The sequence below is a fragment of the Flavobacterium sp. WG21 genome, from assembly GCF_000335775.1.
In the GTDB taxonomy this organism is placed as follows: domain Bacteria; phylum Bacteroidota; class Bacteroidia; order Flavobacteriales; family Flavobacteriaceae; genus Flavobacterium; species Flavobacterium tructae.
The window spans coordinates 1-18,835 of record NZ_AMYW01000020.1 but is presented as its reverse complement, the minus strand read 5'-3'; the positions used below and the strand labels follow the sequence as shown (position 1 = coordinate 18,835).

The following is an 18,835-nucleotide window of genomic DNA, read 5'->3' as shown; positions in this document are numbered from 1 at the left end:
AAAACAAAATCCCTGCCACTTGTTTTTTCTGCATTGCTTATTCCCTAAGATCAATCTCGACCTTAGCAATACTCACCTCTTTATATAACTCATCTTCCTCTTTTTTCTTGCATTGATATAGTACTTCTTCCATATTTTGGTACTTATCGGAGTACACATAGTACGAAAGACTATTAATATTAAAAAAGAAACTGGCGTTAAAATCGCCGGAATCAATGAGTTTCATAATGAGCTTATCCCTTAGCGTTGCGTCTGTAAATATACCCAAAACTAAGTAATAGCCGTTTGAAACTTCGCGAAGATTATCAAAAACTTCCACCTTTATCGTTTTGTCCCTTTTAAGCGGATTTTCTTTTAACTCCTGTTTCATTTCTTCCGATGAGATAATTTTTGAATCGCCAATGAATCCATTTTTTTTCTGATTTTTAATCGCCTGATCCTGATACTTTTTCAATTTCAGCAAAGCCACTTTATCATCAAAATTTCGGGCTTCCATACTATAGTAGGATGCTTTACTAATGTGTCTCTTCACTTCGATCTTCTTCTGATTATCCAGTGAGTCAATTTTAGCAATCAAGAGCTGATTCTTAGCGTCACCCTGCTCCTGCTCTATTTTGTACTGCTTTATTTCTTCCAATGAAAGGCGCTGTTGCAATGAAACCGGATTATTATTTTTTTCGCTTTCCCGGATTTTTTTCTTGTATTCCTGGTTTTCAGCTACAGCGATTTTTTCGACTTTATGCATTAAACCGGCATAGACTTTTCGGTTTTCTGCCAACTCTTTTTTTAACTGAGATGATAATTCATTCGTTTTCCCAATACTTTCGTAAGATTGTTTTTCCAGTCTTTTTGATTCGTCAACATTTAAAATATCCAGTCTTTTCAAATCGACCAGATCATCATTCATCGTACGAACCAGCGAATCCAGTTTCGCCATTAAAACATCCTGCACATTTTTATTAGCTTCCAGTACCAATCGCAATTTTTCAACTGAATTTTCTTTTGAGCCATTCATATCATTCAGATTGATTTTCAAATCATTAATTTTTATAATTTTCTGATTCATTTCTTTCTGAACAACCAAACGGTCTTTCAAATCTTCCAATTCAACTGTTTTTGCTTTTGTTTTTTCCACCACTACCTGCTTTTCGGCCAGAGCAATCATCAGTTCTTCGCTTTCATTTGTCGGCTTTACACCTTTTGTATTAATGGCCAGCTTATTTCCAACAATCAGTCCGTTTACGATTTCAGGATTCTGCGATTCCAGCTGATCAATCGAAATTCCATATTTTTTAGCGATCGAAAACTTCGTTTCTTTAGGCTCGACCACATGAAAAACAGTTTCCTGATTGATGACACGAACTCGTCCGTCTAAAGTTTTTCGTTTATTCGGAATCGCAATAGTCTGTCCAACTTGCAATCCATTTTGAAGAAGATTTTTATTTCCATTTTCCAAATCCAAAACCGAAACATTATACTGTCTCGCAATACTAAATAAAGATTCTTTTGCCACAACCTGATGGCTGACTTTTGAAGAAATTGTACTTTCAGTTTGAGAAAGATCTCCGGAACCTTGCGGAATAATTAGTTGCTGACCAATCTGAAGTCCGTTGGTAAGAATCGCCTGATTGGCATCCTGAAGAGCTTCCACCGAAATGTTATACTGTTTTGCTAAACCAAAAAGAGTTTCTTTTGCGCCAACAACATGAATAATCTGCTGACTGGAATTTGGTTTTTCAGAGGAATGAACAGGAATCTTGATCGTCTGATCGTCTTTGATTCCGTTTTGTGATTCGGGGTTAAGTTTGTAAATTTCTTCTACTGAAACCTTGTACTTTTGGGCAATAAAGTAAGTAGTTTCCCCCTTTTGAATCCGATGCTCAATAATTGAATCTTGCGCAGTTATTTTGTTAAAAGACAAAACAAACACAAGAGAAATCGTTAAAAATTCTCTCATAAATAGTAGGTTTAAAAAATTAAGGCGTTACAAATGTAACGCCTTAATTTTAAAAAATAGTACTATTCCCACTCAATTGTTGCTGGTGGTTTTGAGCTGATATCGTAAACCACACGATTCACGCCTTTTACTTTATTGATAATATCGTTAGACACTTTCATTAAGAAATCATACGGTAAATGAACCCAGTCGGCCGTCATACCATCTGTTGATTCTACAGCTCTAAGCGCTACTACTTTTTCGTAAGTACGCTCATCGCCCATTACACCAACGCTGTTTACCGGAAGCAAGATTGCTCCTGCCTGCCAAACTTTGTCATACAATCCCCATGATTTTAATCCGTCGATAAAAACGGCATCCACATCTTGCAGAATCTGAACTTTTTCCGGAGTAATATCTCCTAAAATTCTAATTGATAAGCCTGGTCCCGGGAAAGGGTGTCTTCCTAATAATTCAGGATCTATTCCTAAAGTAGCTCCCACTCTTCGAACTTCGTCTTTGAACAGCATTCGAAGTGGTTCTACAATTTTTAATTTCATATAATCCGGCAATCCACCTACGTTATGGTGCGACTTGATCGTTGCCGATGGTCCTTTTACCGAAACTGACTCAATTACATCAGGATAAATAGTTCCCTGCGCCAGCCATTTTACATCTTCGATTAAATGCGATTCATCATCAAAAACTTCGATAAATACACGGCCAATTGTTTTACGTTTAGTTTCAGGATCACTGATTCCTGCTAATTCTGACAGAAAACGATCGCCTGCATCTACTCCTTTTACGTTCAATCCCATTCCTTTGTATTGATTCAATACATTTTCGAATTCGTTTTTACGCAAAAGTCCATTATTAACAAAAACGCAATATAAATTTTGCCCAATTGCTTTGTTTAATAGCACTGCAGCAACAGTAGAATCTACTCCTCCTGACAATCCTAAAACCACTTTATCATTTCCTAATTTCTCTTTCAACTCCGCTACCATTTCTTCTACGAAAGCTCCTGGTGTAAAGTTTTGAGGAACATCAGCGATATCTACTAAAAAGTTTTTCAGCATTTTTGATCCATCAGTAGAGTGAAAAACTTCAGGATGGTATTGAATAGCATAAGTAGTTTCACCTTCAATTTTATAAGCGGCAAATTCTACATCATGTGTGCTTGCTAATTTTACAGCATTGGTTGGTAAAGCTTTGATACTATCACTATGGCTCATCCAAACCTGGCTGTTTTCAGAAACTCCGTTGAAGAAAACTTCATTCTCTTTAATATAAGACAAATTAGCTCTTCCATATTCTCTGGTGTTCGAAGCTGCTACTTCACCTCCACTAAAATGAGCTAAGTATTGTGCTCCGTAACAAACTGCTAACATTGGAAGCTTGCCTCGAATTTGAGATAAATCAGGATGTGGAGCATCTTCTGCACGAACAGAAAAAGGACTTCCTCCTAAAATTACGGCTTTATAAGGTGATAAATCACTAGGAAAGTGATTGTAAGGGAAAATTTCGCAGAATATATTTAATTCGCGAACTCTACGCGCAATAAGCTGAGTATATTGCGATCCGAAATCTAAAATAAGTACGTTGTGTTGCATGCGCAAAAGTACTTTTTATATTCGAATTTGAAAAATCAGAACGCCGAAAAAATAAATATTTTTTTTCAACGTTCTGATTTTAGAGGCGCAAAGACTCAAAGCAACAAAGATTCAAAGGTTTACTAAAATTAAGAAAAACATTTGCTTTGTTCCTATGAACCTTTGCATCTTTGAACCTGTAAATAAAAAAATCCAAAAACCAATTTATTTCGTACGTAACGAAAAACCCAAATTAAAATTCAACTATGAAATCAAAATTAATTGCCCTTTCTCTCTTTTTGTCTTTGTTTTTAAGCTCTTGTGATGCTGTAGATAATTTATTGACTTTTACGATTTCAAACGAAACTTCGATCCAGATAAAGAGTACTTCCCCTATCAATTTGCCTTCGGAAATTATCACTCCCGATGTCACTACAAATTCTTCTGCCGAGTTTGAGAACAATAAAACCAAAGCCAGTTTAGTAAAAGATGTTAAACTGAAATCGCTTAAACTAATGATCACAAATCCAACCGATAAAACATTTACGTTTTTAAAATCGGTTCATTTGTATATTTCTACGACAGATTCTGATGAAATAGAACTTGCGTATCAGGATAATATCAATGCCTCCACCAACAGCATCGATTTGATTTGTACCGATGCAAGACTGGATCAATACATTAAAGCAGATAAATACAAAATCAGAACAAAAGTTACTTTGAAAGAAACGCTTACTAAAGATGTAACTGTAAAAGCAGAAATGAAATTTAGAGTGACAGCAGATCCATTTTAGAAAAAGGTTCTGAGGTTCTGAGATGCTAAGGTTCTAAGTTCTTTTTAGAAAGACTTGGAACCTTAGTTGCTTAATCCCTTAAAATCTCAAAAAAACTGCTTTGAGGTTACCCCAATAATCACGTAGTTATTATTTATTAAAAACTTAGAACCTTAGCATCTAAGCCCCTTAGTACCTTAAAAAACTATTCTTTTGTCACAACAATCGAAGCCTTAAATCCTGCGGCAAGGTTATCCCAGTAATCATTGGTTACCAATTGTCCTTTATCATCGTAGACTTGGATTTCTGCAGTGTTTCCGCCCAATGTACCGATATTTAGAGCTTCAAAATCTAATTTATTAAACCCTGCTGCGAGGTTTATTTTTACTTCTTTAAAATTGGACCCCAATAATATCTGACTGGCAATTACGGCATCATTTGACGAAACTTTGACCAAATCACCATCAATGGCTCCAAAGTCTCTTAGTTTTACAATGAAATATTGTGATTTTGTTCTAAAATCCCCCAAAGAGATATTTCTTTTTATTAATGTTCCGCGTCCTTCTTTCAAACCGGCATCTCTTAAAGCTTTGTCTAAATCTTTCTCCATTTTGGGCACGTAACGATCTCCCGGATTGGCAAAATCAGTTTCGGTAGACATGGTAAACTTGCTTTTCTCTGCCCCGATCTGAAATTGAGATTTTGGAGTAATACTGGTATTGTCAAAAACATTAGGTGTTTTAATCCCCGGCATGTCCAGATTTTCACCCTGAGGGTCTTTTATTTCCGGAATTGGAGTCTTTTTGGGTTTTGCCCCAAATTTAGGTGCTGCAATAGGCTTGAATTTAGTTCCAAATTCCTTTTGCGCCGATACGGTAACAGCAGTAAAAAATAATATGAAGAATAAAATGTGTTTCATTGAAAAAGTATTATCGAATCGGCTTTTATGTTTACTTTAAAATCGGGATCTGGAATCACAAAAATAATATAATATAGTTAAGCACTACAACTTTAAGACTTTTATAACACTATATTATGCCTTTTTTTGGAATCAAAAAACCTGCCAAAAACTGCAAATTCTAAATCCCAAACTCAAAATTCCAAATTCCAAATTCTAATATTGCAAATCAATCGAGGGACTTCTGAAACTATGTAAATGTTATTTTTTTAATATTTGAAAAACATCGTTTTGATAATTAGCAACTTATTCCTAACTTCAATCTTTCAAAGAGAGATACTAAAAATTAAACTCATATCGTAAATCGGACACCTCGGAACTTCGATTATTTTTCAATTTAGAATAATAAATCAAAAAACACACCTCTGTTCCGGCTGTTTAAAACACCTGTCGAAATAGCTAATTTATTAAATTTTCAATCCATGGATTATATTGATTATTACAAAGTATTAGAAATCACAAAATCTGCAACTGAAGCTGAAATTAAAAAGGCGTATCGAAAACTGGCACGAAAATACCATCCTGATTTAAACCCCAATGACAAGGAAGCGGAGAAAAAATTCAAAGAAATAAATGAGGCTAACGAAGTTTTAAGCAATCCCGAAAATCGTAAAAAATACGACAAGTACGGAAAAGACTGGAAACATGCTGATGAATTTGAAAAAGCAGGTTACGATCCTAACCAACAGCAATATTCCCGACAACAGCAAGGCAATCAAGGCTACACTGATTTTGGTGGCGGAAACTTTTCCGAAAGTGATTTCTCTGATTTCTTCAATTCTATGTACGGCTCTTCAGGGAGAAGTTCCAGAGGTCAGGCAAAATACAGAGGTCAGGATTTTAATGCCGAATTACAGTTAGATTTAGCATCCGCTTACACGACTCACAAACAGAATCTAAGTGTTAACGGAAAAAATATCCGAATCACCATTCCGGCCGGAGTCGAAAACGGACAGATTATCAAAATTCCAAATCATGGTGCACCCGGCGCAAATGGTGGTCCAAATGGCGATTTATACATCACTTTTTTAATTGATAATGATTCCGATTTTAAACGGGAAGGCCATAATTTATATGCCGATGTTGAACTGGATTTATACACCGCTATTTTAGGTGGAGAAATTTTCGTAAAGACTTTTGACGGAAAAGTAAAAATAAAAGTCCCGGCCGAAACTCAGCCCGGAACTAAAGTAAAATTAAAAGGCAAAGGCTTTCCGGTATACAAAAAAGAAAATCAGTTTGGTGATTTATACATTACTTACACTATAAAAATCCCAACCCAACTGTCTGCCAAAGAAAAAGAATTATTTGAAGAACTAGCTAAACTAAGAAATCATGAGCAGTAAAAACTTAATCCATATTAAACAATTTTGCGTGTATCACGAAATTGAGAACACCTTTATAACGGAGTTGCATAATTACGGTTTGGTAAAAATTATACTACTTGAAGAAGACGAATATTTCCAACCGGAACAATTACCAACTGTTGAGAAAATGATACGTCTTCATTATGATTTGAAAATTAATCTTGAAGGCCTGGATGTAATCGCAAACTTATTGAGCAAAATCGAAGGATTGCAGCAAGACCTTACTGCTACCCAAAATAAACTTCGTCTCTACGAACAGCATCAAATCGAGTAAAGAATAATTTGACGCTCTAAAATATCACAAAAAAGAAGGAATTCCGAAATGATTTCAATTCAATCGTACTCTTTTTCATTGGCATATTTTATAAATTGCGACTCTATTAACCAATCCGAATTTGCCTTAAAAACAAAGAAGTAAATTCAATAAACCAAAAGAAATGAAAAGAGAAAACATCTTAACAGGATCTCCTTGGGAAGACAAAATGGGATATTGTCGTGCCGTAAGAATTGGCAACATCATTGAAGTTTCAGGAACTGTAGCTATTGTTGATGGTGAAAAGGTAAAAGCTAATGACGCTTACGCTCAAACCTACAACATCCTGGAACGTGTGGAAAAAGTTTTAGAAGATTTAAATGTTGGAATGAAAGATGTGATCAGAACGCGAATTTTCACTACTGATATTTCGACTTTTGAAGAAGTAGCAAGAGCACATTCTTCCTTTTTTAAAGATGTAAAACCAACAACCGGGTTCTATGAAATCAGCAAACTGGTTGCTCCCGAATATTTAGTTGAAATTGAGTTTACAGCTGTTGTTCAATAATTTTTCGGGCCGAATTTCACGACTTTTCTATTTTAACAATTTATAACGTTAAAAAAATGTTTTAATTCGATAAAATTCGTGAAATTCGTGGCGAAAATTTTTCTTACAATATTTAATGACCTCTCAAAGACTACAAGAACTACTACTGACCACTTTCAAATGGATTTTAATATGCGTTTTGATCGGTATTTTGTCCGGATCTGCTTCTGCACTTTTCTTAGTTTCACTTGAATGGGTTACGCAATTTAGAATTCAGCACGACTGGCTAATCTGGCTTTTACCTTTTGGTGGATTATTAGTAGGATTTAGTTATCATTACTGGGGAGAATCTGTTGTAAAAGGCAATAATTTATTGCTCGAAGAATACGAAACCCCAAAAAAAGTCATTCCTTTTAAAATGGCTCCTCTAGTGCTTTTAGGAACCTTACTAACCCATTTATTTGGAGGTTCAGCAGGGCGTGAAGGCACAGCAGTACAAATGGGCGGTGCTATCGCCGATCAATTTACTAAGCTTTTCAATTTAGATAATACCGAACGCAGAGCTCTCATTATCCTCGGAATCAGTGCCGGTTTTGCCTCTGTTTTTGGAACTCCGCTTGCAGGAGCGATTTTTGCTGTGGAGGTTCTGTATTTCAGTAAAATTAATTTCAAAAGTATTCTTCTCTCCTTCTTAGTCGCCTATGCTGCTTATTTCACTGTCGAATTCTGGCAGGTAAAACATACCCATTACAACATTCCCGTTGTTCCTGAAATTAGTCTAACCACTTTATGTTATGTCATTTTAATCGGTCTTTTGTCCGGTTTTGCAGCTCTGCTTTTCTCGAGAAGCACCCATTTCTGGGGTTCCCTTTTCTCCAAAAACATCAAATATCCTCCACTCCGTCCTTTTATTGGCGGAATTGTTTTGTCTATTGCCATTGCTGGTTTCGGACTCACAAAATTCTCTGGTTTGGGAGTTCCGGTAATTGTCGATTCCTTTACAAATGCTAATCTCTGGTACGATTTTCTGCTTAAAATTCTATTCACCGGATTTACTCTCGGCGCAGGATTTAAAGGTGGCGAAGTCACTCCATTGTTCTTTGTAGGAGCTACCTTAGGGAGTGCTTTGTCTCTGGTGATTCCATTACCCATTGCTTTTTTAGCGGGTTTGGGATTTGTCGCAGTGTTTTCAGGAGCCACGCATACTCCTATTGCCTGTACCATTATGGGAATGGAACTTTTTGGAATTCAGCCTGGATTGTTCATCGCCATTGCATGCGTTATAGCGTATTTCTCCTCCGGTTCTGTTGGAATTTACAAATCACAAATTGTTAAAGGAGCGAAGTATAAGTTATATCAGAGACTACAGCGAAAAGAACTGGAAAACCTCTAGTACGCTATAAGCTTTACGCTTTAGGCTTTAGGCTTTCGACTCTGGAATTTGGAATTTGGAATTTGAACTTTCGTCTTTGGACTTTCGACTTTGAACTCAGCACAATTAACTTATAAAAAATGATTTCAGCATTACATTAAAAAAATGTAAATTCGCACACTATGAAAATACAAGACATTCAAGCGATACAATTATTACTCGCAACCCCAAAGAAAATTGCCATCATTCCTCATAGAGGACCTGACGGCGATGCTATGGGTTCAACCTTAGGGTTATACCATTTTTTATTAAAAAACAATCATCAGCCAACAGTAATTGCTCCTAATGATTTTCCTAATTTTTTAGCCTGGCTTCCAGGTTCTGAAAAGGTTAAAATATTTGAAAAAGATACTGAAAACTGCACCAAAATATTAGAAGAAGCTGAGCTTATTTTTACACTGGATTTTAATGCTTTTCATCGTACAGGTGAGATGGAACATACTCTTGTGAAGCTAACCGCTCCGTTTATTATGATCGACCATCATCAGAAACCGGATGATTATGCGCTTTATACTTACTCTGATACCTCGTTTGGATCTACCTGCGAAATGGTCTATAATTTTATTTCTTTCTTAGGCAAAAAAGAAGATTTAGACAAAACCATCGCCACTTGTATCTACACAGGAATATTAACGGATTCGGGCTCGTTCCGCTTTCCGGGAACAACAGGAAATACACACCGTATCATTGCTGAACTAATCGATTTAGGTGTCGAAAATACTCAAATACCCGTTTTGTTGTTCGACAACAGTTCTTACAGCCGTTTGCAATTGTTAGGACGTGCGTTACAAAACATGAAAGTTCTGGAAGAACACAAAACCTCTTATACTTCGCTTACTCAGGACGAACTGGACGCATTCCAATATGTAAAAGGCGACACAGAAGGTATTGTTAATTACGGATTAAGTATAAAAGGTATTGTTTTTACTGCTATTTTTATCGAAAATAAAGACGAGAAAATCATTAAAATCTCTTTCCGTTCACAAGGAGGTTTTGACGTAAACCAGTTTGCCAGAGATCATTTTAATGGTGGCGGACACAGTAATGCAGCGGGAGGAAAATCAGAGACTTCAATGGAAGAAACTTTGAAAAAATTTGAAGATTTAGTAAACAAATTAGAAATATAACCCAAATATGAACTACTTAAAACGAAGCAGTTGCGCCCTACTTTTTGCTGTTTTATTGGTTAGCTGTAAACAACATGAAGATGCCAGAAGACCTATTTCTCAGGCCTCCGGTACTTTTATGAAAAAATCAGCCGATCGAAATAAAAAATTAGTAGCCAATGAAGAGGATGTTATTAAAAAAATAATCAAAAGCAATCCGAAAACAAAATACTACGCCACCCGAAAAGGATACTGGCTGTATTATGACGAACGAAATGAAACTGATCTCCAGACTCCTAAAAAAGGAGATATTGCTTATTTTAACCTGGAAGTAAAAGATATCAATGGCAAAATAATCTATTCTGAAGCCGATCTTGGTCCGCAGACCTATTATGTAGACAAGCAAGACATTATGATGGGATTACGCGACGGTATAAAAATGATGCATAAAAACGAAACCGTGACTTTCTTATTCCCTTCGCATATCGCCTACGGATATCACGGAGACAATAAAAAAATAGGACCCAATCAATCCTTAATGTGCACTGTTACACTTCGCAACTTTGTACCGGATCCAGCTGCTAATCCAACAACTACAGCGGCACAAACCCCTAAAACAACAGCTCCTAAAACTGTAGCTCAAACTAAAAAAGATACCTTAAACCCATAAAAACAACCTTTTAAAAATGAAAAAAAGTATTCTACTAGTATTACTTGCCGTTAGTTCATTATTCTCTTGTAAAGACGAACACAGCAACCTGCCTGATGGTTTATATGCGGATATTGAAACCAATAAAGGACACATTATTGTTGAATTGGATTATAAAAAAGCACCTGTTACCGTAGCTAATTTTGTAACCTTAGCCGAAGGTAAAAGCGAGTTTGTTACTAAAGATTACCTAAAAGGAAAGCCTTTTTACGACGGATTGAAATTTCACAGAGTGATTGAAAATTTTATGATTCAGACCGGAGATCCTGAAGGAACTGGCTCAGGTGATGCAGGATACCGATTTAAAGATGAGATCACCGATTTAAAATTTGACAAAGCCGGTGTTTTAGCAATGGCAAACAATGGTCCGGCTACAAACAGCAGTCAGTTCTTCATCACACATGTTGAGACTCCATGGTTAGACGGAAAACACACTATTTTTGGTCATGTGGTTGAAAAAGGACAGGAAGTTGTTAATCAGATCAAACAAGACGATAAAATTGTTTCGGTAAAAATTATCAGAAACGGTGAAGCTGCCAAAAAGTTTGACGCTATAAAAGTATTTCACGATTATTTCTCTGAAATTGCTAAAGAAAAAGGGAAATACGCGGGCGTACAAAAAGAAAAAGTAGCGTATTTAGCTTCTATCAAACCCAAAGCGACCAAAACCAATTCAGGGTTAGAATTTGTAATCACTGAAAAAGGAACAGGTAAAAAACCGGCTACAGGAGCTCAATTGTATATCAATTACTCCGGTTTCTTAGAAGATGGTACTTTATTTGATTCAAGTGTAGAAGAAGTTAATAAAGCTTTCGGAAAATTTGATGCTGCAAGAGCCGAAGCACACGGATACCAGCCAATTCCTTTCCAGGCAGGTCGTAAAGACGGAATGATTCCTGGTTTTATTGAAGGAATTGAACAACTTTCATTTGGAGACAAAGCAGTACTTTTTATTCCTGCACATTTAGCTTACGGAGCAACAGGTGCTGGCGGAGTAATTCCACCAAATGCTAATATTATTTTCGAAATTCAATTATTAGAAAAACCACAATAATTTTTTTTAAAGAAAAACCATCATAGACTTAAATTCGGAACAACATGAAGTTTAAATTTCTATTTTTATTTTGCCTGGCAGTTGTAAATATTCAGGCTCAGGCTACCAAAAAACCAGTTGCTAAAGCAAAGCCAAAAACGGCAGCGACAGCAGCAAAAATAGCCCCTAAAGCCAATCCTGGCGAAGGTATTTTTGCTACAATAGCCACCACAAAAGGAGATATTGTGGTTTCTTTAGAATATGTAAAAACACCAGTAACTGTAGCTAACTTTATCTCGTTGGCAGAAGGAACGAACCCAAACGTTAAAGTGGAAAAACTTAAAGGTAAACCTTTTTACGACGGATTGAAATTTCACCGAGTAATCAATGATTTCATGATTCAGGGTGGAGATCCTGACGGAAATGGTTCAGGAGGTCCGGGATATGCATTTAAAGATGAATTTGTAGAAGATTTAAAATTTGAAAAAGGCGGAGTTCTGGCAATGGCCAATTCTGGTCCGGCTACAAACGGAAGTCAGTTTTTTATCACACACAAAGATACACCATGGTTAAATGGTAAACATACTATTTTTGGTCATGTGGTTTCAGGAATAGACAATGTAAATAAAATTGTTCAGGACGATATCATGACAAAAATTACCATTACACGCAAAGGTGCTGCAGCCAAAAAATTTGATCCTGTAAAAGTAATTGCTGAAGATGCTAAAGCTCAGGAGGCAAAAAAAGCAGAATCTCAAAAAGTAATCACTCAAAAAGCAGCTTATTTTGCCGCTACAAAAGCGAAAGCTACTACAACAGCTTCCGGTTTAAAATATGCTGTTACACAAAAAGGAACAGGCGTTAAAGGAGCTGAAGGATCTAACATTTACTTTCACTATGCAGGATATTTTGAAGATGGAAATCTTTTTGACAGTAGTATCGCTACCGTAGCAAAAGCTTACGGTAAATACGATGCCAACCGCGATGCCCAAAAAGGATACAAAGCGTTCCCTTTTGTTGTAGGTAAAAAAGACGGAATGATTCCTGGTTTTATTGAAGCTTTAGACATGATGACAGATGGAGAAAAAGCTATATTCTTCCTTCCTTCTAATCTGGCTTACGGAGAAAAAGGTGCTGGAGGTGTAATTCCGCCAAACGCCACTTTAATCTTTGAAATCGAAACTTATAAAGAACAGCCCGTAAAGTAATTCAAAATACCTTACCGGACTTAAAAGCAACCACCACGATGTATTTCATGGTGGTTTTTTATTTTATACCATCCTGTCAAATCTTCAATTTTAAACCTCACAAAAAGAACGAAATAAACGCAATCACAACGTTTCTCAATATTTTCTATTAAATCCTAAACAAAATAGCTTACCTTTGCCGGCTTAAATTTTTTAAAATAAACAGATTAAGATGTCACAAAACAATGTATTAAAAGGAGTATTTTTAGTAGCCTTAGGAGCTACAACTTATGGAATGTTAGCCACTTTCGTAAAAATGGCCTACACAGAAGGATATACTACTGCCGAAGTAACTACCTCTCAATTTGTATTAGGAATCATTGGTATTTTACTAATCAATACATTCCAAAAACTAAAACATAAAGACAATGTTGTGAAAGCAACTCCAAAAAACATATTCAGCTTAATGCTTGCCGGTACTTCATTAGGAATGACGAGTTTGTTTTATTATTTGGCAGTAAAATACATCCCTGTTTCAATTGGTATCGTTTTACTAATGCAAACAGTCTGGATAGGAGTTTTACTTGAAATGATCTTAGAAAAGAAATTACCTTCCAAACAAAAAGTTTTTTCAGTATTTATCGTTCTTATTGGTACTGTTTTAGCCACTAATATTCTACACAACGAAATCGAACTGGACTGGAGAGGACTTGTGTGGGGAATGTTAGCCGCTGCTTCTTTCACCACTACTATGTTTACAGCCAATCGCGTTGCAACCGATATATCGTCGGCACAACGTAGTTTGTACATGCTGTTTGGAGGTGCCATTATCGTATTTTCATTTGCCTTGGTAACACAGGTTACTCCTTTTAACCTTGCTATTTTTGCAAAATGGGGAATCATATTGGCTTTATTCGGAACTATCATTCCTCCAATGTTAATGAATCTTGGATTTCCATTAACTGGAATTGGTCTTGGAAGTATCGTTTCTGCCCTTGAGTTGCCAGTTTCAGTAACCATGGCCTACGTTTTATTAAATGAAGAAGTAATTCTTTCACAATGGATTGGAATTATTCTGATCATTTTAGCCATTGTTATTATGAATGTAAATTTCAAACGCAAGAACAGCTAATTTAGAAACACTCTAAAAAAAAGCCTCTTGTAGTGCAATAATTGTTAATTTTTTTATAAATTCGTGATAAACAATCCTATTTATCATGAATTTACCCTGGCATTTATATTTAATGGCTTCGCTTTATATTATTGCCGGATTAAATCATTTCAGAAAACCGGGAATGTACCTTAAGATCATTCCCTCGTTTTTTTCAAATCCTAAATTAATAAATATTTTAAGTGGTGGTGCCGAGGTCATCTTCGGCATACTCCTCCTGATTCCTGTTACCTCTCATTTTGGTGCATGGGGAATTATAGCTACTTTAATTGCTGTATTCCCTTCCAATCTCTATATGTATCAGAATAAAAAAGCAAGTTTTGGTTTACCCAAGTGGATTTTGTTTATACGCTTGCCCATTCAGATTGTTTTGATTTTGTGGGCATACCAATATACTTTTTAACAATCAACTATTAATTAAAACTATTTATTATGAAAAAATTATTTGCAGAGTTTTTTGGAACTTTTTGGCTGGTTTTTGGAGGTTGTGGAAGCGCAATTTTTGCAGCCGGAATTCCCGACTTAGGAATCGGATTTGCAGGTGTTGCAATGGCTTTCGGTTTAACAGTACTTACAATGGCTTATGCCGTAGGACATATTTCAGGAGGCCACTTTAATCCTGCTGTTTCTTTTGGTCTATGGGCAGGCGGCAGATTTCCTGCAAAAGACTTAATTCCTTACATAATTGCACAATGCGTTGGTGCTCTTGCGGCCGCAGGAACTTTATTCACCATTGCATCAGGAAAAGCCGGTTTTGCCATTGATAATACCAAAGCAGGAGCTTTTGCCTCTAATGGTTTTGGAGCCTTCTCCCCTGACGGATATTCCCTGCAATCTGCTTTTATCGCTGAGTTTGTACTCACATTGTTTTTCTTATTAGTAATTTTAGGAGCTACAGATAAATTTGCCAACGGAAGATTTGCCGGTGTTGCAATTGGTTTTGCTCTAACCTTAATACACCTAATCAGTATCCCAATTACCAATACTTCTGTAAATCCTGCAAGATCATTATCTCAGGCCATTTTTGTTGGTGGAGAGCCACTTTCTCAAGTCTGGCTGTTTTGGGCAGCTCCGATTCTGGGTGCTATTGTAGCAGGTTTCATTTATAAAACCTTACTGCAAAATCACGCCGAAGCTTAATCAACTCCTCTTTAACCTCAAAAATTTATCATATGGAATTTTTATATTTTTTACTTATTGGTGCAATATCAGGATGGCTTGCAGGTCAGATCTGGAAAGGTGCAGGTTTTGGATTATTAGGTAATATCGTCGTAGGGATTGTTGGCGGTATTATTGGAGGCTGGATTGCCGGTAAATTAGGTATCGGTGGTGGCGGACTTCTTTGGCAAATTATAATTGCTGTTGGAGGAGCCTGGGTCTTACTGTTCATAATCAGCTTAATCAAGAAAGCATAAATCTTTGCTTATAACTATCAAAAAGAGAAAATCAAATATACTTCTATTCGGTTTTCTCTTTTCTTTTTTCGGAAGAACTTACCTGTATTCGTCTTCTTCAACAATTTGAATCACCCTTATTTTGTATCACTCTAATATAGCCTTATGAATGATATTATTGCCTATTTCAGTACAATTCCGTCCTCCCACAGAAGCTTAATTCTGGTTGGCGGAATTACCTTTTTTTGGATGATTGAAAATACCTTTCCCCTGTTCCGGATGCACTATCGAAAATGGCAGCATGCAGGAATCAATTTTTTCCTGACTTTCACTACCATAATTGTCAATTTTGTTTTAGCTTTTATTTTAATTAAAACAGCAAACTGGACGATTGAAAACCACTTTGGACTATTGCAATGGTTACCCGCTTTACCACTTTGGCTTTACACCATCATTGGTTTGCTATTGCTGGATTTAATTGGTGCCTATACTCCTCATTATGTACAGCACAGGTTCAAATTTTTATGGCGTTTTCATCTTGTTCATCACACCGATACCTGGATTGACACTACATCCGCAAATCGGCATCACCCCGGAGAAAGCATTATCCGATTTATCTTTACAACTCTTGGGGTTTTGATCATCGGAAGTCCAATGTGGATGGTTTTTCTATACCAAACCTTGTCTGTTATTTCTACACAGTTTACGCATGCCAATATAGCATTGCCTCAAAAACTAGACACTTTACTAAGTTATTTTATGGTTTCTCCCAATATGCACAAAGTACACCATCATTACGTTCTGCCGTATACAGACAGTAATTATGGCAACATTTTTTCGGTTTGGGACCGTCTGTTTGGTACTTTCACCACTTTACCCAAAGACAAAATAATTTATGGCGTAGATACCCACATGGCCGTTGAAGAAAACAACAATTTGAAAAATCTATTAAAAATACCGTTTCAAAAATCGAGATCCGCAAAAAACAGTTAAAATCATTAAAAAAAACAGCATTCATCGAACCAACTAATTATTTTTTTTATTAATATTGATACTTAAATTGAAAATCAATCTATTAATCATTAACCTCTATTTTGAATTAATTTTCACGTGATGAAAAAGAGTAACCGCAAAGAATTGAATTGGGAACAAACTGAAAAAATTGTTTCGTTAGCCTTAGAAGAAAAAAATCCATTTGAAATCATAAAAAAGGAATTTGGATTGGCAGAAAAAGAAATTCTGGAAATCATGAAAAAGAAAATGCCCCTTGAGAAATTTGAGATGTGGAAAAAAAAGGCAATTGCAAATAAACCAAAACCAAAACCAGTTAAAATAGACGATTTTGACGAAGATTTGGATGGCAAATATTATATAAAAAACAAACTAGATTAAGATATAACTCCTGAAATCCAGGAGTTTTTTTTATTTTTAATCGAAATGTAACTTTTTTACCTTTTGTGTGTCAAATAGCGATAACCAAATATGAAGAAATGAAGAAAATAATTTACACCTTAGCGCTTGCAGTCACACTTTGGAGCTGTAAAACAGGGAGTTCCTCCAGTACAGCAAAAAACAATGTTGTAGACGTAAACATTAATCTTGTTGATGTAAAAGACGACAAAGTTCTGGTAACGGTAAACCCTCCACAAATAAAAACTGACGAAGTAATTTACAGTATCCCAAAAACGGTTCCGGGAACTTATTCTACGGATAATTACGGTAAATTTTCAGGTGATTTTAAAGCCTTTGATGCCAAAGGAAATGAATTAACTGTAAAAAGGATTGATGACAACTCCTGGTCTATTTCAGATGCAAAAAAATTAAAAAAAGTTACCTATTGGGTAGGAGATACTTTTGATACTGAAAAAGGAACGGGATTTGGAAATGATGACGTATTTTCTCCTGCCGGAACAAATATCAATGCGGGCGTTAATTTCTTAGTTAACACACACGGTTTCGTAGGTTACTTTCAGGATAAATTAGAAATTCCTTATAAAGTTACAGTAACACATCCTGAAACACTTTGGGGAGCCACTTCAATGACAGATGAAGACGCCAGCAAAACAAGTGACGTTTTTACCACTTCCCGCTATGCTGTTTTAGTCGAAAATCCGATCATGTACTCTAAACCTGATTATACGACTTTCAACGTAAATGGAATGGATATTTTAATCGCCGTTTATTCTCCAACCGGAAAGTTTACAGCCGAAAGCATTACTCCAGAAATGAAAACGATGATGACGGCACAAAAGAACTTTTTAGGCAAAGTAAATGCCAACAAAAAGTATACTGTTCTTTTGTATCTGTCAAGTATGGCTAAGGATGATGCTCACGGTTTTGGAGCATTGGAACACCCAACGGCTACAACAGTTGTTTTACCGGAATCTATGCCTAAAGAAAAGCTGGTAGAATCAATGAAAGATGTAGTTTCCCATGAATTTTTTCACATCGTAACTCCGTTAACCATTCACTCTAAAGAAATTCAGTTTTTTGACTACAATGCCCCAAAAATGTCGGAGCATTTATGGATGTACGAAGGAGTAACAGAATATTTTGCCAACCTGTTTCAAATCAATCAGGGGCTAATTAACGAAGCTGAATTTTACACCCGTATTGCTGATAAAATTGAGCAGTCTAAACGTTTAAACGATACCATGTCATTTACCGTAATGAGTAAAAATGTACTGGATCAGCCTTATAAAGATCAATACTTAAATGTATATCAAAAAGGAGCTTTGATTGGAATGTGTATTGACATCATCATTAGAGAAAAAAGCAATGGAGAAAGAGGAATCCTGGATCTAATGCACAAATTATCGAATGAATATGGTATTGAAAAACCATTTAATGATAACGAACTTTTTGCCAAAGTAACTGAATTGACTTATCCTGAGGTTGGTGAATTCTTAAACAAATATGTGGCAGGAACCACTCCTATTCCATATGACTTTTATTTAGCAAAAGTTGGTGTGGCCAAAGCTTCAGAAAAAGCTCCGGCGCCAGTTTTCATTAAAGGTCAGGCACCTTATATTGGAGTTGACAAAGCTACTAAAGCTATAAATGTTCGTTCTAATATCGATTTGAACGTGTTTTTTACTAATTTAAATCTTAAAGGAGGCGATATCATTCTTGCCGTAAACGATAAAGCGTACAATTTCGACAACATTTATGATTTGATTGGCGAAAGTGATAACTGGAAGGAAAATGATCCAATTACGATTAAAATAAAACGTGCCGGTGTTGAACAAACGATCAAAGGAACCGTAAAAGTTCCGTTTGAAGAAAAAGAGACTTTTAAAGCAACAGACGCTTCGAAAGAAAAACTAAAAAATGCATGGTTGAAAGGATAGTTCTTTTCGACTCAAACACAAAAAAAC

General features: G+C 36.0%; 19 protein-coding genes. 16 read left to right on the top strand and 3 right to left on the bottom strand.

From position 1 onward, the window contains the following. Positions 1-37: 37 nt before the first annotated feature. Both C245_RS0114455 and guaA read right to left on the bottom strand, forming a co-directional pair. The gene (locus C245_RS0114455; protein ID WP_017497319.1) at positions 38-1,957 is read right to left on the bottom strand and encodes a LysM peptidoglycan-binding domain-containing protein; all 1,920 of its coding nucleotides are present in this window, start codon (positions 1,955-1,957) and stop codon (positions 38-40) included. 62 nt (positions 1,958-2,019) lie between these two features. Next, positions 2,020-3,549 (bottom strand): glutamine-hydrolyzing GMP synthase, encoded by a 1,530-nt coding sequence (gene guaA, locus C245_RS0114450; protein WP_017497318.1) that lies wholly within the window; start codon positions 3,547-3,549, stop codon positions 2,020-2,022. 245 nt (positions 3,550-3,794) lie between these two features. Between guaA and C245_RS0114445 the strand changes: the two genes are divergently transcribed. After that, the gene (locus tag C245_RS0114445; RefSeq protein WP_017497316.1) at positions 3,795-4,322 is read left to right on the top strand and encodes a hypothetical protein; all 528 of its coding nucleotides are present in this window, start codon (positions 3,795-3,797) and stop codon (positions 4,320-4,322) included. 184 nt (positions 4,323-4,506) lie between these two features. On the opposite strand, the gene C245_RS0114440 is transcribed toward C245_RS0114445, so the two are convergent. After that, positions 4,507-5,220: a hypothetical protein gene (locus C245_RS0114440; RefSeq protein ID WP_017497315.1), complete on the bottom strand. Its 714-nt coding sequence runs from the start codon at positions 5,218-5,220 to the stop codon at positions 4,507-4,509. A 461-nt stretch (positions 5,221-5,681) separates the two neighbouring features. Here C245_RS0114440 and C245_RS0114435 point away from each other — a divergent pair, with 461 nt between their 5' ends. From C245_RS0114435 to C245_RS0114365, 15 genes are all read left to right on the top strand, one after another. Next, a complete protein-coding gene (locus tag C245_RS0114435; protein WP_017497314.1) occupies positions 5,682-6,605 on the top strand; it encodes a DnaJ C-terminal domain-containing protein in 924 nt (307 codons plus the stop codon). Beyond that, positions 6,595-6,900 carry a chaperone modulator CbpM gene (locus C245_RS0114430; RefSeq protein WP_017497313.1) on the top strand — a complete coding sequence of 102 codons (306 nt, stop codon included), beginning with the start codon at positions 6,595-6,597 and terminating at the stop codon, positions 6,898-6,900. The genes C245_RS0114435 and C245_RS0114430 overlap by 11 nt, the downstream gene beginning before the upstream one ends. A gap of 163 nt (positions 6,901-7,063) precedes the next feature. Continuing rightward, positions 7,064-7,447, top strand: coding sequence for a RidA family protein (locus C245_RS0114425; RefSeq protein ID WP_017497312.1), 384 nt, complete (start codon positions 7,064-7,066; stop codon positions 7,445-7,447). 115 nt (positions 7,448-7,562) lie between these two features. Then, positions 7,563-8,819 carry a voltage-gated chloride channel family protein gene (locus C245_RS0114420; RefSeq protein ID WP_017497311.1) on the top strand — a complete coding sequence of 419 codons (1,257 nt, stop codon included), beginning with the start codon at positions 7,563-7,565 and terminating at the stop codon, positions 8,817-8,819. A 161-nt stretch (positions 8,820-8,980) separates the two neighbouring features. Continuing rightward, positions 8,981-9,985 (top strand): bifunctional oligoribonuclease/PAP phosphatase NrnA, encoded by a 1,005-nt coding sequence (locus tag C245_RS0114415; protein ID WP_017497310.1) that lies wholly within the window; start codon positions 8,981-8,983, stop codon positions 9,983-9,985. Between the two features lie 7 nt (positions 9,986-9,992). Then, complete coding sequence (gene gldI, locus C245_RS0114410) at positions 9,993-10,634, top strand: gliding motility-associated peptidyl-prolyl isomerase GldI (protein ID WP_017497309.1); 642 nt, start codon at positions 9,993-9,995, stop codon at positions 10,632-10,634. 16 nt (positions 10,635-10,650) lie between these two features. Further along, positions 10,651-11,727 carry a peptidylprolyl isomerase gene (locus C245_RS0114405; protein WP_017497308.1) on the top strand — a complete coding sequence of 359 codons (1,077 nt, stop codon included), beginning with the start codon at positions 10,651-10,653 and terminating at the stop codon, positions 11,725-11,727. A 44-nt stretch (positions 11,728-11,771) separates the two neighbouring features. Then, on the top strand, positions 11,772-12,914 hold the full coding sequence (locus C245_RS0114400) for a peptidylprolyl isomerase (protein ID WP_017497307.1): 1,143 nt from the start codon (positions 11,772-11,774) through the stop codon (positions 12,912-12,914). A 211-nt stretch (positions 12,915-13,125) separates the two neighbouring features. Continuing rightward, positions 13,126-14,025 (top strand): DMT family transporter, encoded by a 900-nt coding sequence (locus tag C245_RS0114395; protein ID WP_017497306.1) that lies wholly within the window; start codon positions 13,126-13,128, stop codon positions 14,023-14,025. A gap of 85 nt (positions 14,026-14,110) precedes the next feature. Further along, entirely contained in the window at positions 14,111-14,467 is a 357-nt protein-coding gene (locus tag C245_RS0114390; RefSeq protein ID WP_017497305.1) for a hypothetical protein, read from the top strand. Positions 14,468-14,496: 29 nt separating this feature from the next. Then, positions 14,497-15,204 (top strand): aquaporin Z, encoded by a 708-nt coding sequence (gene aqpZ, locus C245_RS0114385; RefSeq protein WP_017497304.1) that lies wholly within the window; start codon positions 14,497-14,499, stop codon positions 15,202-15,204. Positions 15,205-15,236: 32 nt separating this feature from the next. After that, entirely contained in the window at positions 15,237-15,479 is a 243-nt protein-coding gene (locus C245_RS0114380) for a GlsB/YeaQ/YmgE family stress response membrane protein (RefSeq protein ID WP_017497303.1), read from the top strand. A gap of 144 nt (positions 15,480-15,623) precedes the next feature. Further along, entirely contained in the window at positions 15,624-16,451 is an 828-nt protein-coding gene (locus C245_RS0114375) for a sterol desaturase family protein (RefSeq protein ID WP_017497302.1), read from the top strand. 120 nt (positions 16,452-16,571) lie between these two features. Continuing rightward, positions 16,572-16,850: a DUF2805 domain-containing protein gene (locus C245_RS0114370; protein WP_017497301.1), complete on the top strand. Its 279-nt coding sequence runs from the start codon at positions 16,572-16,574 to the stop codon at positions 16,848-16,850. A 98-nt stretch (positions 16,851-16,948) separates the two neighbouring features. Further along, entirely contained in the window at positions 16,949-18,808 is a 1,860-nt protein-coding gene (locus C245_RS0114365) for a peptidase M61 (protein ID WP_017497300.1), read from the top strand. Positions 18,809-18,835 lie beyond the last annotated feature (27 nt).